Origin of the sequence: Necropsobacter massiliensis (genome assembly GCF_000827595.2) — a bacterium.
GTDB classification, from domain to species: domain Bacteria; phylum Pseudomonadota; class Gammaproteobacteria; order Enterobacterales; family Pasteurellaceae; genus Necropsobacter; species Necropsobacter massiliensis.
In genome coordinates, this window is the sequence record NZ_LN776180.1 from 192,650 (window position 1) to 213,505 (window position 20,856).

General features: G+C 46.5%; 21 protein-coding genes. 4 read left to right on the forward strand and 17 right to left on the reverse strand.

The annotated features are described in order from the left end of the window. Positions 1-8 precede the first annotated feature (8 nt). The 4 genes from BN3349_RS03580 to BN3349_RS03595 all read left to right on the forward strand — a co-directional run bounded on the left by BN3349_RS03580 (position 9) and on the right by BN3349_RS03595 (position 5,325). Entirely contained in the window at positions 9-2,402 is a 2,394-nt protein-coding gene (locus BN3349_RS03580; protein ID WP_040975971.1) for a glycoside hydrolase family 31 protein, read from the forward strand. A gap of 3 nt (positions 2,403-2,405) precedes the next feature. Next, on the forward strand, positions 2,406-3,155 hold the full coding sequence (locus tag BN3349_RS03585; RefSeq protein ID WP_040975972.1) for an FCD domain-containing protein: 750 nt from the start codon (positions 2,406-2,408) through the stop codon (positions 3,153-3,155). A 23-nt stretch (positions 3,156-3,178) separates the two neighbouring features. Next, positions 3,179-4,360 (forward strand): mannonate dehydratase, encoded by a 1,182-nt coding sequence (uxuA, locus tag BN3349_RS03590; protein WP_040975973.1) that lies wholly within the window; start codon positions 3,179-3,181, stop codon positions 4,358-4,360. Between the two features lie 86 nt (positions 4,361-4,446). Next, the gene (locus BN3349_RS03595) at positions 4,447-5,325 is read left to right on the forward strand and encodes a DMT family transporter (protein WP_040975975.1); all 879 of its coding nucleotides are present in this window, start codon (positions 4,447-4,449) and stop codon (positions 5,323-5,325) included. A 6-nt stretch (positions 5,326-5,331) separates the two neighbouring features. Here BN3349_RS03595 and BN3349_RS03600 read toward each other — a convergent pair whose 3' ends face one another. The 17 genes from BN3349_RS03600 to BN3349_RS03685 all read right to left on the reverse strand — a co-directional run bounded on the left by BN3349_RS03600 (position 5,332) and on the right by BN3349_RS03685 (position 20,852). Further along, positions 5,332-5,772, reverse strand: a complete 441-nt coding sequence (locus BN3349_RS03600) for a methyltransferase family protein (RefSeq protein ID WP_245853735.1) — start codon at positions 5,770-5,772, stop codon at positions 5,332-5,334. Positions 5,773-5,857: 85 nt separating this feature from the next. Further along, positions 5,858-6,472 carry a YfgM family protein gene (locus BN3349_RS03605; RefSeq protein ID WP_040975978.1) on the reverse strand — a complete coding sequence of 205 codons (615 nt, stop codon included), beginning with the start codon at positions 6,470-6,472 and terminating at the stop codon, positions 5,858-5,860. Positions 6,473-6,485: 13 nt separating this feature from the next. Further along, on the reverse strand, positions 6,486-7,760 hold the full coding sequence (gene hisS / locus BN3349_RS03610) for a histidine--tRNA ligase (protein ID WP_040975980.1): 1,275 nt from the start codon (positions 7,758-7,760) through the stop codon (positions 6,486-6,488). Between the two features lie 10 nt (positions 7,761-7,770). Continuing rightward, positions 7,771-8,874, reverse strand: coding sequence for a flavodoxin-dependent (E)-4-hydroxy-3-methylbut-2-enyl-diphosphate synthase (ispG, locus tag BN3349_RS03615; RefSeq protein ID WP_032109434.1), 1,104 nt, complete (start codon positions 8,872-8,874; stop codon positions 7,771-7,773). A 16-nt stretch (positions 8,875-8,890) separates the two neighbouring features. Continuing rightward, complete coding sequence (locus BN3349_RS03620; protein WP_040975981.1) at positions 8,891-9,919, reverse strand: RodZ domain-containing protein; 1,029 nt, start codon at positions 9,917-9,919, stop codon at positions 8,891-8,893. A 141-nt stretch (positions 9,920-10,060) separates the two neighbouring features. Continuing rightward, positions 10,061-10,612 carry a type IV pilus biogenesis/stability protein PilW gene (gene pilW / locus BN3349_RS03625; RefSeq protein ID WP_040975982.1) on the reverse strand — a complete coding sequence of 184 codons (552 nt, stop codon included), beginning with the start codon at positions 10,610-10,612 and terminating at the stop codon, positions 10,061-10,063. 30 nt (positions 10,613-10,642) lie between these two features. Then, on the reverse strand, positions 10,643-11,761 hold the full coding sequence (gene rlmN, locus BN3349_RS03630; protein ID WP_040975983.1) for a dual-specificity RNA methyltransferase RlmN: 1,119 nt from the start codon (positions 11,759-11,761) through the stop codon (positions 10,643-10,645). Between the two features lie 245 nt (positions 11,762-12,006). Further along, positions 12,007-13,074 carry an AI-2E family transporter gene (locus tag BN3349_RS03640; protein WP_040975984.1) on the reverse strand — a complete coding sequence of 356 codons (1,068 nt, stop codon included), beginning with the start codon at positions 13,072-13,074 and terminating at the stop codon, positions 12,007-12,009. A 3-nt stretch (positions 13,075-13,077) separates the two neighbouring features. Next, entirely contained in the window at positions 13,078-13,416 is a 339-nt protein-coding gene (glnB, locus tag BN3349_RS03645) for a nitrogen regulatory protein P-II (RefSeq protein WP_040975985.1), read from the reverse strand. Between the two features lie 48 nt (positions 13,417-13,464). After that, entirely contained in the window at positions 13,465-14,043 is a 579-nt protein-coding gene (gene mog, locus BN3349_RS03650) for a molybdopterin adenylyltransferase (protein ID WP_040975986.1), read from the reverse strand. Between the two features lie 76 nt (positions 14,044-14,119). Beyond that, complete coding sequence (locus BN3349_RS03655; protein ID WP_370738130.1) at positions 14,120-15,979, reverse strand: SLC13 family permease; 1,860 nt, start codon at positions 15,977-15,979, stop codon at positions 14,120-14,122. A gap of 50 nt (positions 15,980-16,029) precedes the next feature. Next, the gene (gene rnhB / locus BN3349_RS03660; RefSeq protein WP_040975987.1) at positions 16,030-16,623 is read right to left on the reverse strand and encodes a ribonuclease HII; all 594 of its coding nucleotides are present in this window, start codon (positions 16,621-16,623) and stop codon (positions 16,030-16,032) included. A gap of 3 nt (positions 16,624-16,626) precedes the next feature. Further along, positions 16,627-17,793 (reverse strand): lipid-A-disaccharide synthase, encoded by a 1,167-nt coding sequence (lpxB, locus tag BN3349_RS03665; RefSeq protein WP_040975988.1) that lies wholly within the window; start codon positions 17,791-17,793, stop codon positions 16,627-16,629. Between the two features lie 74 nt (positions 17,794-17,867). Continuing rightward, positions 17,868-18,656, reverse strand: a complete 789-nt coding sequence (lpxA, locus tag BN3349_RS03670; RefSeq protein ID WP_040975989.1) for an acyl-ACP--UDP-N-acetylglucosamine O-acyltransferase — start codon at positions 18,654-18,656, stop codon at positions 17,868-17,870. Positions 18,657-18,665: 9 nt separating this feature from the next. Beyond that, positions 18,666-19,118 (reverse strand): 3-hydroxyacyl-ACP dehydratase FabZ, encoded by a 453-nt coding sequence (gene fabZ, locus BN3349_RS03675; protein WP_040975990.1) that lies wholly within the window; start codon positions 19,116-19,118, stop codon positions 18,666-18,668. 127 nt (positions 19,119-19,245) lie between these two features. Next, positions 19,246-20,268, reverse strand: coding sequence for a UDP-3-O-(3-hydroxymyristoyl)glucosamine N-acyltransferase (gene lpxD / locus BN3349_RS03680; RefSeq protein ID WP_040975991.1), 1,023 nt, complete (start codon positions 20,266-20,268; stop codon positions 19,246-19,248). 2 nt (positions 20,269-20,270) lie between these two features. Next, positions 20,271-20,852 (reverse strand): OmpH/Skp family outer membrane protein, encoded by a 582-nt coding sequence (locus tag BN3349_RS03685; protein WP_040975992.1) that lies wholly within the window; start codon positions 20,850-20,852, stop codon positions 20,271-20,273. Positions 20,853-20,856 lie beyond the last annotated feature (4 nt).

Here is a 20,856-nt window from a genome sequence, read left to right on the forward strand (position 1 = left end):
GTTACGACATGAAAACATTAATATCAGCGACATTTCTGAAAAAACAAGGTAACCGTATTGATATTCAATGCGAGCGCGATATCACTCTGCATATATTTGTATTGGAAGAAGATATTTTTCGTATCGCATTTACCCGAAATCATGAATTTAAAGTTCCGCATACTTGGGCAATTGCACCGGATCAACAGGATATTGGATGGCAAGGACGGAATAAATGGTCGTCACATGGTTTTACACTCCCTGATTATAAATTCAAACAAACAGAAAAAACGTTGGAAATTTCTACCGCACTTTTGAAAGTTATTGTTCATCAACCACTTTATTTAGAATGGCAATACAAAAAAGACGGTGAATGGAAGACCTTTGTGACAGATAGAAAAACCGGAGCATACTTATTCGGGATATCCAACACTAAAATCTCCCATTTTTTACAACGAGACACAAAAGACCATTATTATGGTTTAGGAGAAAAAACAGGGAATATGAACCGACATGGACGTCGATTTGAAATGCGGAACATTGATGCCATGGGCTACAATGCTGAATATATGGATCCGCTGTACAAACATATTCCATTTTATATTACTCACGGCGCGAAAATCAGTTATGGTTTATACTACGATAATCTCGCACCTTGCTGGTTTATTTTGGGTAGTGAAATTGATAATTACCACGCTTATTACCGCAACTATAAAACCGAGGACGGTGACCTTGATTATTATATGATTCTGGGTCCACAAATATTAGACGTCACCAAAAAATACACTAAACTGACCGGCGGTACTTGTTTAGGTCCGAGATGGAGCCTCGGTTACAGCGGTTCAACCATGAGTTACACTGATGCGCCAGATGCACAGGAACAATTGAAAAAATTTGTCGAACTTTGTAATACACATGATATTCCCTGTGATTCATTCCAATTATCATCCGGTTATACGTCAATTAATGGTAAACGCTATGTATTCAACTGGAATTATGACAAAGTCCCCCAACCACAGAAAATGAGCGCAAATTTTCATCAAGTAGGAATGAAACTGGCCGCTAATATTAAACCTTGTTTACTACAGGATCATCCTCGTTACAACGAGGTAGCAAAACTGAATTTATTTATTAAAGACTCCGAGTCGGAAAATCCAGAACGTTCAATGTTCTGGGACGATGAAGGTTCTCATTTAGACTTCACTAATCCAGATACCGTGCATTGGTGGAAAAATAATGTCACAAAACAATTATTAGAATACGGTATTGATTCTACTTGGAATGATAATAATGAATTTGAAATTTGGGATGACTATGCCAAATGCTGCTATTTTGGCAAAGGTATGCCGATTAAGCTAATTCGCCCGTTGCAGCCGTTACTGATGATGAAATCTTCCTATGAAGCACAACGGGAGTTTGCCCCTCACCTACGTCCTTATCTGATCTCACGTTCAGGTAGCCCTGGCATGGCCCGCTATGTACAAACTTGGTCCGGTGATAATCGAACAAGTTGGAATACATTAAAATACAATATCAAAATGGGATTAGGTATGAGTTTGTCCGGTCTTTATAATATCGGTCATGATGTTGGCGGATTTTCTGGCAATAAACCTGACGCGGAATTATTCGTACGCTGGGTACAAAATGGCATAATGCATCCGCGTTTCACAATTCATTCTTGGAATGATGATAAGACAGTCAACGAACCTTGGATGTATCCCGAAGTTACTGAAATCATTCGCGATACGATAAAATTACGTTACCGTCTAATGCCTTATCTTTACAATATTTTCTGGCAGGCACATCATGAGTTTGAACCGATGCTTCGCCCAACATTTTTGGATCATGAACAGGATCCAAATACCTTTGCAGAATGTGATGACTACCTTTTAGGCAAAGAATTGTTGGTCGCCTCTATTGTTGAAGATAAACAACGCAGCAGAAAAGTATATCTACCACAAAATCATGTTGGCTGGTTTGATTTCTATACTTATCAATGGTATGCCGGCGGTCAAACAATTACTGCCGATGCACCTCTAAATAAAATTCCGCTATTTGTTAAATCTGGTGCCGTTATTCCAATAAGTGACAGAACCGCATATAGTTGTGTGAAAAAAGATACGGTCAGAACCTTAATGGTTTATCCATTCAAAAATTGCGGTGTTAGCGAAACGACTATTTTCGACGACGACGGCGAGAGTTTCGCATATCTCAATGGTGAATATCTTAAATTAACGATAAAATTAATCTGTGATTCGGATACCATTACATTAAATATTTATAAATCAGGGAACTGGCTTCCCGCTTATAAAAATATATTCATAAAACTTCCTGATCGCGAAAATAGAAAACTTGTTATAAATGGAAAGATAGTTAGTCAAGGAAGTCCGCTAAATATTAACAAAATACCTGATGAGGTTTAACAAATGACAGAAAATGCGGAATTACGCTCTTATAAAAAAATCGGTTCTATACTACGACAAGAACTGATTGACGGCGTTTATAAAATTGGAGAAAGGTTACCGCCCGAGCGAGATCTTGCAGAAAAAATGGATGTAAGCCGTACTGTTGTCCGTGAGGCAATCATTATGCTTGAGCTGGAAAATCTAGTCTCTGTTCGAAAAGGTTCAGGTGTTTACGTAATCAACTTACCTGTACGCCATACAGAAAGTGAACCATTTTATGAAGATGTCGGACCATTTGAATTATTACAAGCTCGACAACTCATAGAAAGTAGTATCGCCGAATTTGCCGCGATACAGGCAAACCGCAACGATATTCAGAGGTTAAAAGAAATTCTGCGTAATGAACGAATAACACTGGAAGAAAATGACAGCGATTATTCCGCTGATGAAGAATTTCATTGTGCCATCGCTGAAATTACCCAAAATGAAGTGCTGATTCAAACGCAGAAAGGTTTATGGAAATATCGGCAAAATTCTATGTGGCAAGGTCTGCATTCGCATATCGCCGATCGGGAGTATCGCAAATTATGGTTAAAAGATCATGAATTGATTCTAAACAGCATTCAACGTAAAAATCCTGCATTAGCCAAAAAAGCGATGTGGCAGCATTTAGAAAATGTTAAGCAAAAACTTTTTGAATTATCTGATGTAGAACACCCGGATTTCGACGGCTTTTTATTTAATGTAAATCCTGTTGCCGTGGGGCTTTAAACTAAAAATACAAGGAGTTTTCTATGGAACAAACTTGGCGTTGGTACGGGCCGAATGATCCCGTGTCATTATCCGATATCAAACAGGCCGGTGCGACCGGTATTGTGACCGCACTTCATCATATTCCGAACGGGCAGGTTTGGAGTATTGAGGAAATTCAAAAACGTAAAGCGGGAATTGAACAGGCAGGACTTAGTTGGTCGGTGGTGGAAAGTGTGCCGGTGCATGAGGAAATTAAAACTCAAACCGGACAATATCAGACTTGGATCGAAAATTATAAACAGACCTTGCGTAACCTTGCGCAGTGTGGAATTGATACCGTGTGCTACAATTTTATGCCGGTGTTGGACTGGACTCGGACCGATTTGGCATACCAAATGCCAGACGGTTCCAAAGCATTGCGTTTTGATCAGATTGCGTTCGCTGCTTTTGAGCTCTATATTTTGCAACGTCCGAATGCGGAACAATCCTATACGCAGGAAGAACAGCTAGCGGCCAAGCGCTATTTCGACAACATGCGCCCACAGGATATTGAGCAGCTGACACAAAACATTATCGCCGGTTTGCCGGGGGCGGAAGAGGGCTATACATTGGCAGAGTTTCAAGGGCAGCTTGATCGTTATAAAGATATTTCGACCGAAAAATTCCGTACTCATTTGGCTTATTTTCTTAATCAAATCATCCCCGTGGCTCAACAAGTCGGTATCCGAATGGCAGTCCATCCGGACGATCCGCCGCGCCCGATTCTAGGCTTGCCGCGAGTGGTTTCCACGATTGAAGACATGCAGTGGTTCGTTGAAACCGAACCGCTGCCGGCAAACGGTTTTACGATGTGTACCGGTTCTTACGGCGTTCGTTCCGACAATGATCTCGTCAACATGACGGAAAAATTTGCTGATCGTATTTATTTCGCTCATCTTCGCTCCACCTGCCGTGAAGAGAATCCGTTGAGCTTCCATGAAGCCGCACATTTAGCGGGCGATGTGGATATGTTTAATGTAACGAAAGCGTTATTAACGGAAGAATATCGTCGTAAAGCCAACGGCGATCAGCGTTTGATTCCAATGCGTCCAGATCATGGACACCAGATGCTTGATGATTTACATAAAAAAACCAACCCGGGCTATTCCGCGATCGGTCGTCTTAAAGGTCTGGCAGAATTTCGTGGCTTGGAGCTTGCATTGAAAAAAGTGTTTTTTGAATAATAACCTCTGTTGGCAATCGGTTAATGTAAGCTTTAGCGAGTATAAATAAAGCTTACATTCTCCCGCCATTACCGAAAAGAAAAACTATGGTTCTTGCACAATATCGCGGCGAAATACTGTTATTTATCGTCACTCTAATTGCCGCTTCCGGCTGGTTTTTTTCCAAATATTCAATAGTGGAATTTCCCCCGCTCGGATTTATCGGATTACGCTTTTCCCTTGCCGCGCTATTATTTCTGCCCTTTGCCTATCCGCAATTAAAGCAATTATCAACAGCGCAGATAATACGGGCAAGTGCGGTGGGATTTTGCTACGTTTTTTACCTGACATTATGGCTGTTCGGCTTGGTAAACAGCGATCACTTCGGCGAAGGCGCATTTCTGGTCAGTTTATCCATGTTGATCGCGCCGTTACTATCGTGGCTGTTTTTCAAACAGGCACCACACAAATCGTTCCGATTATCTCTGCCGCTCGCCGCCATGGGGCTGTATATGTTGTCTTATAAAGCGGGCGGTTTAAGTCTGTCTTTAGGCAGTCTGATCTTTCTGTTCTCATCGTTATCCGCCGCAGTTTATTTTATTCTGAACAACAAATACGCTCGGAATATTCCCGTGCTGTCGCTAACAACCATTCAAATCGGCATCGTCGGCATTTGCTGCGGGCTATATTCCCTGTGTTTTGAAAACTGGTCGCAGCCCATTTCCCCGCAAGGCTGGCTGTGGTTTTGCGCCAGCGTACTCATCGCAACCAATCTGCGTATGTTGCTGCAAACCCTAGGGCAAAAATACTGTGATGTCGCCAACGGTGCGATCATTATGATCTTAGAACCTGTCTGGACATTGATATTAAGCATCATGATTTTAAACGAAGAATTAACTCTGTATAAGCTTGCAGGCTGCGTATGCATTCTGCTGGCCTTAATGCTCTATCGCCTACCGCGACTGCGAGCGGGAAAGAAATCATAAGCGTCTTTACAACCAGCGACGAACTTTGGCGCAATATGCCTGATATGCTGCACCGAACAGTTTGGCTAACATGATCTCTTCCGGTTTTATCTGCAAATAATTCATCAGCCCGATAAAAAGCAACGGTCCGATTATCGCACTGACGGCACCCAGCCATAAAAACCAAGCAATTAAAGCGAGCAGCAGGCTCAAATACATAGGATTACGACTGAAAGCGTACACACCGGTCACCACCAAAACCGACGTGTTATCCAGATTCAACGGGCTGGCAGTGGTGTTTGCCCGATAAAACTGGTATAACCCACCCGCCGCTATCCCTGCGGCAATTAACAGAATAAAACCTATCACATATCTATTTGCACTAAATTCATAAACAGGCGGTAAATACCACATCAACCCGGCGCAACCAATAAACAGCAGCGGCGGCGGAACAGTCAAGCGTTTCATTGTCATTTTACCTCTGTTCGGTTAAACACGATGTCGAAAGAAAAAAGGCCTGAGAATCTTCCCAAGCCTTGTGTCGTCATAAAAACTATAAATTATTTAACCGCACTTGAATCAGCTGAGCCTCTAACGGACCGGCGTTTTGCAAGGCTTGTTCAAAGTGCGCTTTGGCGCCCGCCTTATCACCTTTGGCTAATAGAATATCACCGCTCATTAAATTCTTGCGGTTTTCCCAGCCTTGTCCTTTCACTTGTTTCAGACTTTCTAGCGCCGCATCAAACTGCTGTTGCTGAAGTTGAACCGCAGCCAAACGCAAGCTACTAAGCGAAAGTAAAATATCATCGCTAGAAGCACTGACAGCTTGTTTCAACAAATCTTCAGCTTGCGTAAAATCCTGTTTGTTCACTGCGGCGCCCGCGGCATCCAGCAAGGCAAAAACTGCATAACTGGTTTTACCGTTTTCTTTCACAAACTGCGCCAGTTTGGTATTTTGCGCGCCACCTTCTTGTTGTGCAGAGTAAATTAATTGATCATATTGCGCCGAAATTCGTTGCATCTTGCTGATTTGGTGATCCTGCCAGTAACGCCAACCGAAGACGCCAGCAAAGGTTAGCACCACAATCACAATAATGGATTTATAATTTTCTCGCCACCAGTTTTTCAGCTCATTGAGCTCCTGTTCTTCTTCAACGGTATAAGCCATGTCAACTCCTTTCTTATTTAAATACAGTATTCAGATAAGCGCTCACCTCTGTCTGTGAAAACGTCTGCTGTTCTGCGCCACCTAATAAATCTTTCACGATAACCTGCTGATGCTGAGCTTCGCTTTCGCCGATAACCAAAGCCAATTTAGCCCCGATTTTATCCGCGCGTTTAAATTGTTTTTTGAAATTCCCGCCGCTGCAATGGGTCATAATGCGTAAGTGCGGTAATTCCGTACGCAATTTTTCCGCCAGTTGAAATGCCGGTAAAGTGGTATGTTCACCCGCATACACCACATAAATATCCACCGCCGCAGGCAGCGCAATATTAGCATTGACTTCCTGCACCAGCAATACCAACCGCTCCAATCCCATGGCAAAACCTACGCCCTGTGTCGCATGACCGCCCAGCTGTTCGACCAAGCCGTCATAACGCCCGCCACCACAGACCGTGCCCTGTGCGCCCAGCGCATCGGTCACCCATTCAAACACGGTTTTATTGTAATAATCCAGCCCGCGCACTAATTTCGGATTAATGTCGTAGCGAATTCCCATGGCATCCAGCAAACTACACAGCTGCTGAAAATGTGCACGGCTTTCTTCGTCTAAATAATCCAGTAATTTCGGTGCATCATTTAATACTGCTTGCAGAGCTTGATTTTTAGTATCCAAAATCCGCAACGGATTTTTCACCAGTCGTTCTTTTTCCTCTTCGCTCATCAGTGCGGTGTGATTTTCCAGAAATTCGACTAACGCCGAACGGTAATTCGCCCGCGCTGCCAGCGATCCGATAGAGTTCAGTTGCAGTGAAACGTGCCGCTCAATGCCGAGCGCTTTCCAAAGACGAGCGGTAAGCAGAATTAATTCCGCATCGACCTCCGGGTTTGGAATGCCAAAAATTTCCACTCCCGCCTGATGAAACTGGCGATAACGCCCTTTTTGCGGACGTTCATGGCGAAACATCGGACCGAGATACCACAGGCGCTGTTCATTATTATAAATCCAACCGTGTTCAATCGCTGCTCGCACGCAACCGGCAGTACCTTCCGGGCGTAACGTCAACTGTTCGTCATTATCCCAAAATGTGTACATTTCTTTGGATACCACATCGGTCACTTCACCGATAGCTCGCGCGAACAACGGCGTGCTTTCTACAATCGGCATCCGCACCTCTGAATAGCCGTAGCTCGCCAACACGCTGCGAATGTTGCTCTCAACCCATTGCCATAACGGGCTTTCCGTCGGGGAACAGTCGTTCATCCCCCGAATTGCTTGAATGGTTTTTGCCACAATATCTTCCTTAAATAATTCTGTTTTTCGGATCCTGCTGTGCGACTTTGGCACGAATTTTCGCTTCTAACTGATTAATCAGATCGTCGTTGTCAAACCGTTCTCGCTGACGTTCGCCGTCAAGATAATAACCGCTTTTCTTATTACCACCAGTTACCCCTAAATCGGATACCAATGCCTCACCCGGTCCGTTAACTACACAGCCGATAATCGACACATCCATCGGCGTAATAATATCTTCCAGACGCTGTTCCAACGCATTTACCGTGCCGATAACATCAAATTCCTGACGAGAACAAGTCGGGCAGGCAATAAAATTAATCCCGCGCGAGCGAATACGTAAGGATTTCAGAATATCAAAACCAACTTTGATTTCTTCCACCGGATCTGCTGCCAAAGAAACTCGCAGCGTATCGCCAATGCCTTCCGCCAGCAGCATACCCAGGCCAATTGCGGATTTCACCGCGCCAGCACGTGCACCGCCCGCTTCGGTAATCCCCAAATGCAGCGGCTGTTTAATCGCTTTTGCCAGCAAGCGGTAGCTTTCCACCGCCAAAAACACGTCGGAAGCCTTAACGCTGACTTTAAATTGATCAAAGTTGAGGCGATCTAAAATCTCCACATGGCGCAACGCACTTTCCAATAACGCCTGCGGTGTTGGTTCGCCATATTTTTCCTGTAAATCCTTCTCCAGCGAACCGGCATTCACGCCGATACGAATCGGAATATTATTATCCTTGGCACAGTCCACCACCGCGCGAATCCGGTCTTCCCGCCCAATATTACCCGGATTAATACGCAAACAATCTACACCATATTCCGCCACTTTCAGCGCAATACGGTAATCAAAATGAATATCGGCGACTAAAGGCACATTTACCTGTCGTTTAATCAGCTTAAAGGCCTCCGCCGCATCCATCGTCGGCACCGAAACGCGCACGATATCGGCGCCGACCCGCTCCAGTGATTTGATCTGCGCCACCGTCGCTTCCACATCGGTTGTGCGGGTATTGGTCATGGATTGTACCGCAATCGGCGCATCCCCGCCGACCGCCACATTGCCCACATAAATTTTTGTCGATTCGCGACGTTTAATATCCGGTTTGGCTAACATTCTTTTACTCTCTGTTTTACTGCAATTTAAACTTCGCAACGCGCCCGTCAACGGTCAGCGGATAGACCTCGCCTTTATAGGTAATTTTTACATTGCCCGGTGCCCCGATAATCAGCGAATAAGGCGCACCTTGATTAAAGCTCAGCAGCTCGCCCTGTTTATATTCTTTCTGAGCCAACACCTTACGATTACTGTCTTTAACACTGATCCAGCAATTAGGTCCAGTGACTTCAATTTGCAGCTCGCCTGCCGGTTGAGCAGAAACATCGGAATTTTGCACCGCACTTTGAGCGGCATTTTCCTGTCCTTCAGGTGTGCCTATTCCGTTGATTTTATTCATTTCCGATTGCAGGGTCTGGACCGAGGTCGCATGATTGCTTGATGGCGCTTCCACCGCCGAGGAAAGCGCATTCGCATTAGCGTCTGTATCCGCAACATTCGTCGCCGGCACTGCAACCGGCTCGGCAGAGACCGGCGCTGCCACGCTCGGTGCGTTGACGGTTTGCGCTTCCTGTTTATCAGCACCGAGACTGATCGCACTACCGGAATCCGCTATTTCACCGACCGGTGCAGCGGCAGTATTCTCCACATAATGCTGCACCAGATGATCGCGCTCGGCGTTGGATTTCTGATAGTTTTCCCACCACCACATTGCCGTCATGCCGGCTAAAATCAAGATCACAATCACCGTAATATAACCGATCCAATGATTATGCGAGGAATACTGGTTGACGGCACGGGTCGCACGCGCATTTTTACCTAAATCGTTATGCGTGGTTTCGCTCAGCGAGGTCACGACGCTCAGCCAATATGCTTCCGGCACACGCAGAAATTTAGCATAATTTTTCACATAACCTTTCATAAAGGTGGACGGGATCGATTTATGCGTAAATTCATTGTTTTCAAGACGTTGTAAAATGGAAGGGCGTAAATTAATTTTTCCGGAGACATCTTCCAAAGAAAGGTTTAGCTCCTCTCTTGCCCGGCGAAAACGTTCGCCTAAAGTTAACTCCGGGTGTTCCTGACTGTGAGTTGGCGCGGTCATATCGGTTCTTCTTGGTATCTGATTTCAGTTAAAATTCAAGAGGTAAAGTTTAAAGTCGCAAGGCGTATTTTGCAACAGTTATTGTCAGGATCGCCAATAAAAACGGTGCGCGAATCTGTCAAACGAAACACCTAACCGGCGCTATTTTTTGTGTGCTAAAACGCGCAGCGCCTGTGCCCGCGCTGGCGACAGTTTGTGTAATAAATCCAAATAACGCTGAAAAAGTGCGGTGTTATTTTCCGATAAAGCGCACAATGCGATATTCTCGTAAGTGTCCGCCTGATGATAATAATTCGGCGTGTTCAAGGCATGCTGAAACTGCTCATAGGCGCTGTCAAATCGCCCCTGCGCACATAAAAAAGCGCCGTAATTGTTATACACATCGCCTTGTTTTTTATCCAATTTAAGCGCACTGGCATAGGCGTTTTCCGCTTGCACTGCATCACCTTGCAATTGATAAAAATACGCCAATGCGGCATGCACCAGATAATAATCTGGCGCATAAGACAAGGCTTTATCAAAATTCAGTTTCGCCTGAACGGGATTCTGCCGGTTCAGATAGCCCAGTCCCAATTCGACGCGTGCTTTTGCCGCCTGCTGCGTGTCAAAATCTGCTGGCGTGTCCGACCGAACGGTACAAGCCGACAATATCAGAGCGAAAACAACGGGAAATAACAACTTTAATGCCGACATCGTGATGCTCTCCTATTCTGCGATGACAGGCTAGTGCACCTGCACTGCGCTAATTGCCTGCCCGAAACGTTTTTTCTGCGCCGTTCTTTTGGTTCTATCAATCACATCGCCCGCCAGCTGACCGCACGCCGCGTCAATATCGTCACCGCGGGTTTTGCGTACAATCACGGTAAAACCGTATTCCATCAGCGTTTTTTGGAAACGGTCGATACGCGTATTGGAACTTTTGGCATAAGGCGCCTGTGGAAATGGGTTCCATGGAATCAGATTGATTTTACAAGGGGTATTTTTTAGCACGGCCGCCAGCTGATGGGCATGCTCGATACCGTCATTCACATGATCCAACATCACATATTCAATCGTAACTTTACCGTGGTTGGCGTTGGACACGCTCAAATAACGGTTAACCGCCTCGATCAGCATATTAATATTGTATTTTTTATTAAGCGGCACGATCTCATCACGCAGCTCATCATTCGGGGCGTGCAGAGAAATCGCTAGCGCCACATCAATCATTTCATGCAGTTTATCCAGCGCCGGTACCACACCGGATGTGGATAAAGTCACGCGGCGTTTGGACAGCCCATAGGCGAAATCGTCCAGCATAATTTCCATCGCTGGCACTACATTCGCTACATTCAGCAGCGGTTCGCCCATGCCCATCATCACCACATTGGTAATCGGTCGTACACCGGTCACGCCGAAATTGCCGATAATTTTCGACGCCCGCCAAACCTGTCCGATAATTTCGGATACAGTCAGATTGCGGTTAAAGCCTTGCTGGGCGGTAGAACAAAAGGTACATGCCAGCGCGCAACCCACCTGTGACGACACACACAGCGTCGCGCGATCCGCCTCCGGAATATACACGGTTTCCACCTGCTGATCGCCCACCTGCATCGCCCATTTAATCGTGCCGTCTGCCGAGCGTTGTTCCACCGCCACTTGCGGCGCTTTAATCTCCGCCACCGCTTTCAGTTTCTCACGCAACGGTTTGTTAATATTGGTCATATTATCAAAGTTGTCTTCGCCGAAATGGTAAATCCATTTCACCAATTGATCGGCGCGGAACGGCTTTTCGCCCAGTTCTTTAAAAAACTCGCGCATCTGGCGGCGGGTTAAATTCATTAAATTGATTTTTTCTGACATACTGTGCCTCGTTATTACACCTTGCGGCAATCTAAAAAACAGGCAGCGATTGTACTGATTTCAGTGCGATTAATCTAGCAATTTTGCGCCGCCATGCAAAACAAAAGAAAAAAGCACCGCACTTTTTTGCGATCCCGATCGCAGGAAGCATAAAAAGTGCGGTGTATTTTTCGATTTTTTCGTTATTCTGCGCTAATCTGCGCGACATTCGACATTATTCCGCTGTCGCAAAACCGCGTTTTATCTTATTCCGCTGGCTTGTTTTGTACCGAAAACTGCTTGACATCACCCAACAGTAACGCATATTTAATCGTAGTCGGGCTGGCCTCCAACGCAATTTTCAATACCATCGTTAGCGGCACCGATAAAAACATGCCGACCGTGCCGAGTAGCCAACCCCAGAATAACAGGGACAAAAACACCACCAGCGTGGAAAGCCCCAGCGTGCGCCCCATCATTTTCGGTTCCACCATATTGCCCATCACCATGTTGATCGCAATCACACCGGCGGAAACGCTAAAACCGGTCACAAAACCGTTCAGCAAAAACGCCTGTACGATAATCGGGACAGCGGCAATGATCGAGCCGATATTCGGAATATAATTCAGAAGAAAACTTAACGTCGCCCACAGCACGGCATATTGCACTCCCATAATTTTCAACAGCACAAACACCAGAATTCCGGTGATTAGGCTGACAACAGTTTTGACCCCTAAATAAGTGATCACGCCTTGTAAAATGCGGTCGATATATACATCGTGCTGAACATCCTGATTGTCTTGGCTGAACACTAATGCCAGTTTGCGTTTTGCCATCGGGGCTTCCAGCAGCATAAACACAACCACCAAAAACAGGATGAATACGTTGGTGACCACGCCGGAAAAACTCAATAAAAAGTTACTGACAAAATTCATGATCACACTCGGATCAAAGTTTTCCATGACCTGTTCACGGGAGATCCCGAAAGACAAATGAAAACGTCCTGCCAGCGCGGTAATATCACTAAGGCGTTGCGATAACAAGTGCTGATACTGCGGTATGGAACGAGTAAATTCCTGCGCCGTACTGTTAATTAAGCCGATCAGAAAGAAGAAGATGACTAAAATCATCACAAACAACACACCGATTGCTAACCAGTGCGGCATTTTGCGCGCGGTCATGAAATTGATGATCGGTGAACAGATAATGGCAATAAACAATGACAGTAGAAACGGCACGGCAATTTCACTGGCAGACTTTACGCCAGCTAAAATAATCACCAACGCGGCAATGCCGACCAGCAATCGCAGTAAGGTTGAATGTGTTTTTTCCATCGCTTAAATCGCTTCCTCATTTTCTTCGCCGGTACGAATCCGGATCACCCGTTCCACATCGTAAACAAAAATCTTGCCGTCACCGATTTTGCCAGTTTGCGCGGTATCAATAATCGCTTCAATACATTGCTCCGCCAACTCATCGGGAACCACTATTTCCATTTTAACTTTCGGCAGAAAATCCACCATATATTCCGCACCGCGATATAATTCAGTATGCCCTTTCTGGCGTCCAAAACCGCGCACTTCGGTTACGGTCATGCCGGTAATGCCGATATCCGACAATGCTTCCCGAACATCGTCCAGTTTGAACGGTTTGATTATGGCTTCGATTTTTTTCATCATAAAACTCCTCAATTTTTTACCGCACTTTTGCGCTTGCCGCTGCGGTTAACGTCTGGCAGATTTCGGTCTGAAACTTTCAATCACTGCAGCGTTGGTGTCAATATAGATGCCGTCGATCAACTGTAGACAATAGGGCACAGCGGCAAATATGCCGCGAACCAGCACTTTGCCGTCTGCATCCTTCACGCCTTCCAGTGTTTCTCTAATCGCTTTCGGCTGTCCCGGCAAATTCAAAATCAAGCTGTTTTTACGAATGACGCCGACTTGACGGGATAATATCGCGGTCGGCACAAAATGCAGGCTGACCTGACGCATTTGTTCGCCAAAACCTGGCATTTCACGGTCCGCCACCGCCAAAGTGGCATCCGGCGTCACATCGCGTTTAGCCGGCCCGGTGCCGCCAGTGGTCAGTACCAAATGACAATGATGCACATCCACCAACTCGCATAAGGTTTGTTCAATAATAGCCTGTTCGTCGGGAATCAGGCGGGTTTCCAGCATAAACGGGGCGCTCAGCGCCTGTTCCAGCCAAGTTTGTAACTCAGGAATGCCCTGATCCTGATAAACGCCTTGCGAGGCGCGATCAGAGACGGAGACTAAGCCGATTTTTAAAAGTGCGGTCATATTTTTCCTTATTTCTTCAACCTAAACTTCATTGTCAGTGTTATGCTTGCAATCGTTACCCATACATGCCGCGACATCAAAACGGGAATAATACCGGTACGAGGAAAATAGTGACCAACATCACTAAAATCGTAAACGGTACGCCGACCTTGACGAAATCACTGAATTTATAATTTGCCGGCCCCAGCACCATGGTATTGACCGGTGAGGAAATCGGTGTCATAAAAGCGGCGGAAGCGGCAACCGCAACGGTCATCGCAAAAGGCACCGGCGAAAGATTCAGATGCTGCGCCATAGTGATTGCAATCGGTGCCATTAGAATCGCCGTTGCAGTATTGGAAATAAACAATCCGATAACCGCCGATAACATAAACAAGCTGATGAGAATCCAGTGTTTCCCCATTTCACCGACGGTATTGATCATAAAATCCACAATTAGGGCGATCCCGCCAGTTTTCTGTAATGCAATGGAAAAAGGCATCATACCGACAATCAAAATCAAACTCGACCAATGGATCGAACCGTAGGCACTTTTGGCATCCACGCAACGAAATTTCGCCAGCAGCAAACAAGCGATCAGTGCCGCCACCACATTCGGCACAATGCCGCTGACCATCAATACCACCATCACAAAAATGGAAAATAAGGCGTGCGGCGCCTGACTTTGCGCCGGTACCGCCCGCTCAATTTCCGCCGGATAATCCAGCACAAAGAAACTTTTAGTCTTATTGCGCATATCTCGGATCAATTTCCATGACCCGATCACCAGCAGCAAATCGCCGGCTTTTAACGGTTCTTCTACTAAATTGCCGGTTAAAATTTCGTTATTGCGTTTGATCCCCACCACATTTAATCCGTAACGGGAACGAAACCGCACTTCTGCTACGCTGCGCGTCAGATAATCGCTGTCGGGAATCGGGGTAACTTCGACCATGCCCATGGATTTCGATTGCTGACTGAAATCATAGCCACGAATTTCTGCCGGTTCCAGCTCATGCTGACGACAGAATTCGTCCAAATCCAGCTCGGGATTACCTATATCAATTAATAAAATATCTTTTTCTTTGATTTCTTCTTTTCCTAACGAAGAAGATAAAAAAACCGGGCGAAAACGCTTCCAGCGCTCAATCGCCAACACGTTTAACGCATAATTGGAACGCAGGTGCAGCTCTTCCAGCGGCTGACCGATAAAATCCGAACCGGCTCGCACAACAAAACGCTTAGTCCGTTCTTGCAGGTTATATTCATCGATCAACTCACGGATAGAACGCCGACCGGCAGATTGGTTGCGCTCATCCTCGGCACCGCCTAACCAGTTGCGTGCGATCAGCATATATACAATGCCGATGATCAGCACCACCAAACCGATCGGGGTAAACGAAAAGAAACTCAAACGCTCGCCCGCCGCCCGGATTAATTCCGCATTCACCACCAAATTCGGCGGCGTGGCAATTAACGTCATCATGCCGCTGATAAGCCCGGCGAAACTGAGCGGCATCATTAAACGCCGTGCCGAAATATTCATTTTCTGGCAAATCACCAACACCACCGGAATAAAAATCGCCACCACCCCAGTGGAGCTCATAAATGCGCCCAAGCCCGCCACCGCCAGCATCAATAAAACCAGTACGCGGGTTTCGCTGTTTTTCGACATTCGCAACAGCCATTCGCTGACCTGATAGGCAATCCCGGTACGCACCAATCCTTCCCCGACAATAAACAGCAACGCAATCAGAATAATATTGGGATCACTGAACCCCGCCAAAACTTCCTGTACGGTTAAAATACCGCTCAGACTAAACGCCAGCATCACCAATAAGGCGATCACGTCCATGCGGATTTTATTGCGTACAAATAAAACTATCGCAACGACAAGAAATGTCACCACCCAGAATAAAGGGTCTGAAAATACCGTCTCCCGCCACTGTGCCAACAGTTCTGTCACGCTGTCCTCCTTTTTAACTTAAAATTGCGTTCCGTGTTTGATTATACGTGTTCCAACAGTTTTCTAACAGGAGAAAAACTGCGCCGATGCTGCGCTAAAGGACCGAATTGCGCCAATTTTTCTAAATGCAGTTTGGTCGGATACCCTTTATGGCGGGCAAAGGCATACTGCGGATATAATCGATCCAGCTCCTGCATTTCTCGATCTCTTGCTACCTTCGCCAAAATTGAGGCGGCACTGATTTCCGCCACCAGACTATCGCCTTTCACCACCGCCTGCGCTGGCATATCAAATTGCGGCGCGCGGTTGCCGTCCACCAGCACAAAGTGCGGTTGAATTTTCAGCCGTTTTACCGCCCGTTGCATGGCAAGCATGGTCGCCTGCAAAATATTCAAGCGATCGATTTCCTCCGGCTCAGCACGCCCTAACGCCCATGCCAGCGCGTTTTGTTTGATTTCGACCTCCAACAGCAAGCGTTTTTTCTCCGACAGCGTTTTACTGTCGGATAATCCTGCAATCGGTCGATGCGGATCTAAAATAACCGCCGCGGTCACCACCGCGCCGACTAACGGTCCGCGCCCTACTTCATCGACGCCGGCGATGAAATCATAAGCGGGATAAATAAATGCTGCCATATTCTATGTCTCTAATAAATCAATTACGGCCTGTGCCGCTTGTTTATCGGCATCGCACTGAATTAACCGATGCAGTGCGGTAAAGCGCTCGATCAAATGCTGCCGTTTTTGCACCGCACTTTCCGTGCTTTCCAGATAAGGCGACAGCGCTGCCGCTAATTTTTCCGCACTGCAATCCTGCTGGATCAACTCGGGCACCAGCATTTCATCCGCCAACAGATTCGGCAGAGAAATATACTTGCTTTTCACCAGCCGTTTTGCCAGAAAATAGGTTAGCGGCTTCATGCGATAACCCACCACCATCGGCGATTTGCACAGCATACATTCCAGCGCCGCGGTGCCGGATGCCAACATTGTCGCTTCAGCCGCAATCATCGCTTGGCGCGCGTTGCCGTCCAGCAACATAACCTCCAGCGTCGGCGCCAGCTGCGCTTTAATCCGTTCAAACTGGCGACGGCGTTTATCGTTAATCAGCGGCACTAAAAAGCGTAGCTCCGAATATTGCTGTTTAAGCAATTGTGCCGCACGCAAAAACGGTTCGCTCAGAAATTCCACTTCGGCACGACGGCTGCCGACCAGTATCGCAACATAACGTTGCTGCGGATCCAACCCCAAAGCCTGACAGGCTTCGGCACGATTCGGCTTCAGCGCAATCGCATCTGCCATGGTATGCCCGATAAAACGGCAGGGCACGTTAAAGCGGTCGTAAAAGGCTTTTTCAAACGGCAGAAACGCCAGCACCAGATTGGTGGCTTTTGCGATCTTATGAATCCGTTGCTGACGCCATGCCCATACCGACGGGCTAACATAATGCACGGTGCGAATGCCTTGTGCTTTCAGCTTCAACTCAATATCCAGATTAAAATCCGGCGCGTCGATACCGATAAAAATATCGGGTTTGCGCGCCAACATCGTCTCAATCACCATTCGGCGGATTTTCAGCAAGCGGGGCAAATGCTTCACCACTTCCGCCAATCCCATAACGGCGATCTCCTCCATATCCACCAGCGTTTGACAGCCCGCTTCCTGCATTTGCCGACCGGCAATACCGATAAAACGCGCATTCGGATAGCGAAGCTTCAGGCTACGGATCAAACCTGCACCGAGAATGTCACCGGAAACCTCACCGGCGACAAGCGCGATTAACGGTTGCTTATTTGCTTGTTGCATAGCTAAATTCCATAAAAAATAACCGCACTTCATATGACAAAAGTGCGGTCAAAAAATTAAACGTTTTTACAGCCTTAACGGATAATACCGCGGGTCGAGCGTTTAAAGAAATCCAGAAAGAAACTGATCGAGGCCTCAGTCTGCGCATATTGTTCAATCTGTGGCATGGCTTCCTCTAACGTTTTTCCGCTGCGGTAAATCAACTTATAAACATTACGGATCGCATGCAGCGCCGGTTTATCAAAACCGCGACGTTTCAGCCCTTCAATATTCACGCCGAAAGGCTGTGCGTGATTGCCCTGCGCCATCACGTAAGGCGGCACGTCCTGGCTTACCATGGAACCACCGCCCAGCATAACATGCGCACCGATGATAACAAATTGGTGGATCGCCGACATGCCGCCGACAACCACAAAATCGTCCAGTTCTACATGACCTGCCAGTGTTGCGTTATTCGCTAGAATACAGCGGTTTTTAATTTGGCAATCATGGGCGATATGCGCATTAATCATAAACAGATTGTCATCGCCTACACGGGTAACCCCGCCGCCCTGTACGGTACCGCGATGAATGGTGACACTTTCGCGAATACGGTTACGGTTGCCGATAAAGGTTTTGGTCGGTTCGCCCTGATATTTCAAATCCTGATTGACTTCACCAATACTGGCGAACTGAAAAATCTGATTGTCTTCACCGATTTTGGTCACGCCTTTCACAACGACATGAGAATGCAGTATCGTTCCCTTGCCGATTTCAACCTCCGGGCCGATAATACAGAAAGGTCCGATGACCACATTTTCACCGATTTTAGCCCCATCTTCTACAATGGAAGTGGGATGAATTTTCGCACTTGGGTGGATCATAATCGCTCCTTATCTGCGGGCACACATTAATTTCGCTTCACAGGCAACTTCGCCGTTTACCGTCGCAACGCCGGTAAATGCGGTCACGCCACGACGCTCTTTAATCACTGTGACATTCAACTCCATTTGATCGCCCGGTAATACGGGGCGTTTAAAGCGCGCTTCATCGATACCGGCAAAATAGAATAACTCGCCGCCTTTCAGTTCATGAGTTTTAAACGCTAAAATGCCCATTGCTTGCGCCAGCGCCTCGAGGATCAACACACCGGGTAAAATCGGTTCCGCCGGAAAATGCCCGGTAAAACAAGGCTCGTTCACACTTATATTTTTTACTGCTTTAAGCCATTTCCCTTCTTCAAAATCCATTACACGGTCAACCAATAAGAACGGGTAACGATGCGGAAGCAATGTCATAATCTCTTTTGCTTCAATAATTCTGCTTGCAGTATTTTCAGTTGTCACACTAGCACCTTTCTTAAAAAATAATGAGAGAATAAATCGGGTGAATTATACGATAATTAGGGCATTAATACAAAAGATAGCACGGAAACAAAAAACCTTCCGTTGACAAACTAGAAGGTTTTTTCCGTCAGCTCAGTTTTTTCTCCAGCGCTTTGAGCCGTTTATTCATTTTATCGATATCCAGCGTTAACGCCGCGGTTTTGCGCCATGCTTTATTCGGCTGCAATGGAATACCGGAAGAATACACCCCCGGTTCGGTAATCGGACGCATCACCATGCCCATGCCTGTCACCGTGACTTTATCGCAGATTTCCATGTGTCCGTTGATCACGCTGGCGCCGCCGATCAGACAATAACGACCGACTTTTAGGCTGCCCGCCATAATCACGCCGCCGGCGACTGCGGTTCCCGTTCCGATATGCACGTTATGCGCGATTTGACACAGGTTATCAATAATCACGTTATCTTCAATCACGGTAGCGTCCAGCGCACCGCGATCGATACAGGTACAGGCGCCGATTTCCACATGATTGCCAATAATTACCGTGCCGGTCTGCGGGATTTTAATCCAACGTCCGCGATCATTGGCATAACCGAAACCATCACTGCCGATCACCGCACCGGATTGAATCAGACAATGCTGCCCGATTTGCACATCATGATACACGCTGACATTCGCCCAAAGCTGCGTACCGCTGCCGATTCTGGCATGTTTGCCGATAAAACAACCCGCACCGATAACCACATCGTCTTCCAGCACGACGCCATCTTCAATCACCGCGTTGGCGCCCACGCAGACATTTTTACCCAGTCTTGCGGCGGGTGAAATCACCGCGCTCGGCGCAATGTCCGTTGCGGCTTTTGGAGTCGTGTCCATATATTGCGCTAAAACGGCATACGCCACATAAGGGTCTTTCACAATCAGCAGATTGCTGTGTTCGGCACAAAAGGCGACGTCGTTTTCGCTGACAATCAAAATACCCGCCTGCGATTGAGATAACAGCGCGCGGAATTTCACATTGGAAATAAACGTCAGTTGTCTTTCGCCAGCCTTATCCAGCGGCGCAATGCTGTCAACAACGACATCGGCGTTACCACGAATGGTAGCGCCGATTTGTTCCGCCAATTCCTTAAGAGAATATGCGCGCATTATTATTTAGCCTGTGCCGGAGCTGGAATCGCTTTAAGCACTTCTTCAGTAATATTTTTACCGTCTGCGGTATAAATCGCCGCTTTTTCATCAAGCACTGCGGTATAGTTTTTCGCTTTCGCCACTTCAGTCGCTGCGGTTTGGATATCGCTCAACAATTTTTGCTGAATTGCCATTTCTTTTTTCTGACCGTCTTCACGGAATTTGGCGACGTTTTTCTGATGCTCATCTACTAAAGCTTTAAATTCACCGTCACGTTTTGCCGCCAATTTGGAAATTTCGTCCTGACGTTTTTTAATATCGGCTTGACGTAGTTTCGGCGCATCTTTTTCCAACGCTTTCACTTTACCGTCAATTTCTTTTTCGAATGCGGCTTTCTTTTCCTGCAATGATTTTTCTACCGCTTGCAGTTTTTCGGCCGGCGCTTTAAATTCATCATCTAATTTCTGTAATTCAATTTTACGTGCTGGATGGTTGGCAAATAAATAATCCACATTGATAAATGCGATATTATCTTCGGCCATCGCCGCGGTGCTGAATGCTAACGCCAAAGAAAGTGCGGTCAATTTTACTGCTTTTTTCATTTTA

What these genes read in the sequence shown, in the direction of transcription:
- BN3349_RS03580 (WP_040975971.1), top strand. Translation starts at nt 9, where the DNA reads ATGAAAACATTAATATCAGCGACATTTCTGAAAAAACAAGGTAACCGT.
- BN3349_RS03585 (WP_040975972.1), top strand. Translation starts at nt 2,406, where the DNA reads ATGACAGAAAATGCGGAATTACGCTCTTATAAAAAAATCGGTTCTATA.
- uxuA (WP_040975973.1), top strand. Translation starts at nt 3,179, where the DNA reads ATGGAACAAACTTGGCGTTGGTACGGGCCGAATGATCCCGTGTCATTA.
- BN3349_RS03595 (WP_040975975.1), top strand. Translation starts at nt 4,447, where the DNA reads ATGGTTCTTGCACAATATCGCGGCGAAATACTGTTATTTATCGTCACT.
- BN3349_RS03600 (WP_245853735.1), bottom strand. Translation starts at nt 5,772, where the DNA reads ATGAAACGCTTGACTGTTCCGCCGCCGCTGCTGTTTATTGGTTGCGCC.
- BN3349_RS03605 (WP_040975978.1), bottom strand. Translation starts at nt 6,472, where the DNA reads ATGGCTTATACCGTTGAAGAAGAACAGGAGCTCAATGAGCTGAAAAAC.
- ispG (WP_032109434.1), bottom strand. Translation starts at nt 8,874, where the DNA reads ATGTTAGCCAAACCGGATATTAAACGTCGCGAATCGACAAAAATTTAT.
- BN3349_RS03620 (WP_040975981.1), bottom strand. Translation starts at nt 9,919, where the DNA reads ATGACCGCGCCAACTCACAGTCAGGAACACCCGGAGTTAACTTTAGGC.
- pilW (WP_040975982.1), bottom strand. Translation starts at nt 10,612, where the DNA reads ATGTCGGCATTAAAGTTGTTATTTCCCGTTGTTTTCGCTCTGATATTG.
- rlmN (WP_040975983.1), bottom strand. Translation starts at nt 11,761, where the DNA reads ATGTCAGAAAAAATCAATTTAATGAATTTAACCCGCCGCCAGATGCGC.
- BN3349_RS03640 (WP_040975984.1), bottom strand. Translation starts at nt 13,074, where the DNA reads ATGGAAAAAACACATTCAACCTTACTGCGATTGCTGGTCGGCATTGCC.
- glnB (WP_040975985.1), bottom strand. Translation starts at nt 13,416, where the DNA reads ATGAAAAAAATCGAAGCCATAATCAAACCGTTCAAACTGGACGATGTT.
- mog (WP_040975986.1), bottom strand. Translation starts at nt 14,043, where the DNA reads ATGACCGCACTTTTAAAAATCGGCTTAGTCTCCGTCTCTGATCGCGCC.
- rnhB (WP_040975987.1), bottom strand. Translation starts at nt 16,623, where the DNA reads ATGGCAGCATTTATTTATCCCGCTTATGATTTCATCGCCGGCGTCGAT.
- lpxB (WP_040975988.1), bottom strand. Translation starts at nt 17,793, where the DNA reads ATGCAACAAGCAAATAAGCAACCGTTAATCGCGCTTGTCGCCGGTGAG.
- lpxA (WP_040975989.1), bottom strand. Translation starts at nt 18,656, where the DNA reads ATGATCCACCCAAGTGCGAAAATTCATCCCACTTCCATTGTAGAAGAT.
- lpxD (WP_040975991.1), bottom strand. Translation starts at nt 20,268, where the DNA reads ATGCGCGCATATTCTCTTAAGGAATTGGCGGAACAAATCGGCGCTACC.
- BN3349_RS03685 (WP_040975992.1), bottom strand. Translation starts at nt 20,852, where the DNA reads ATGAAAAAAGCAGTAAAATTGACCGCACTTTCTTTGGCGTTAGCATTC.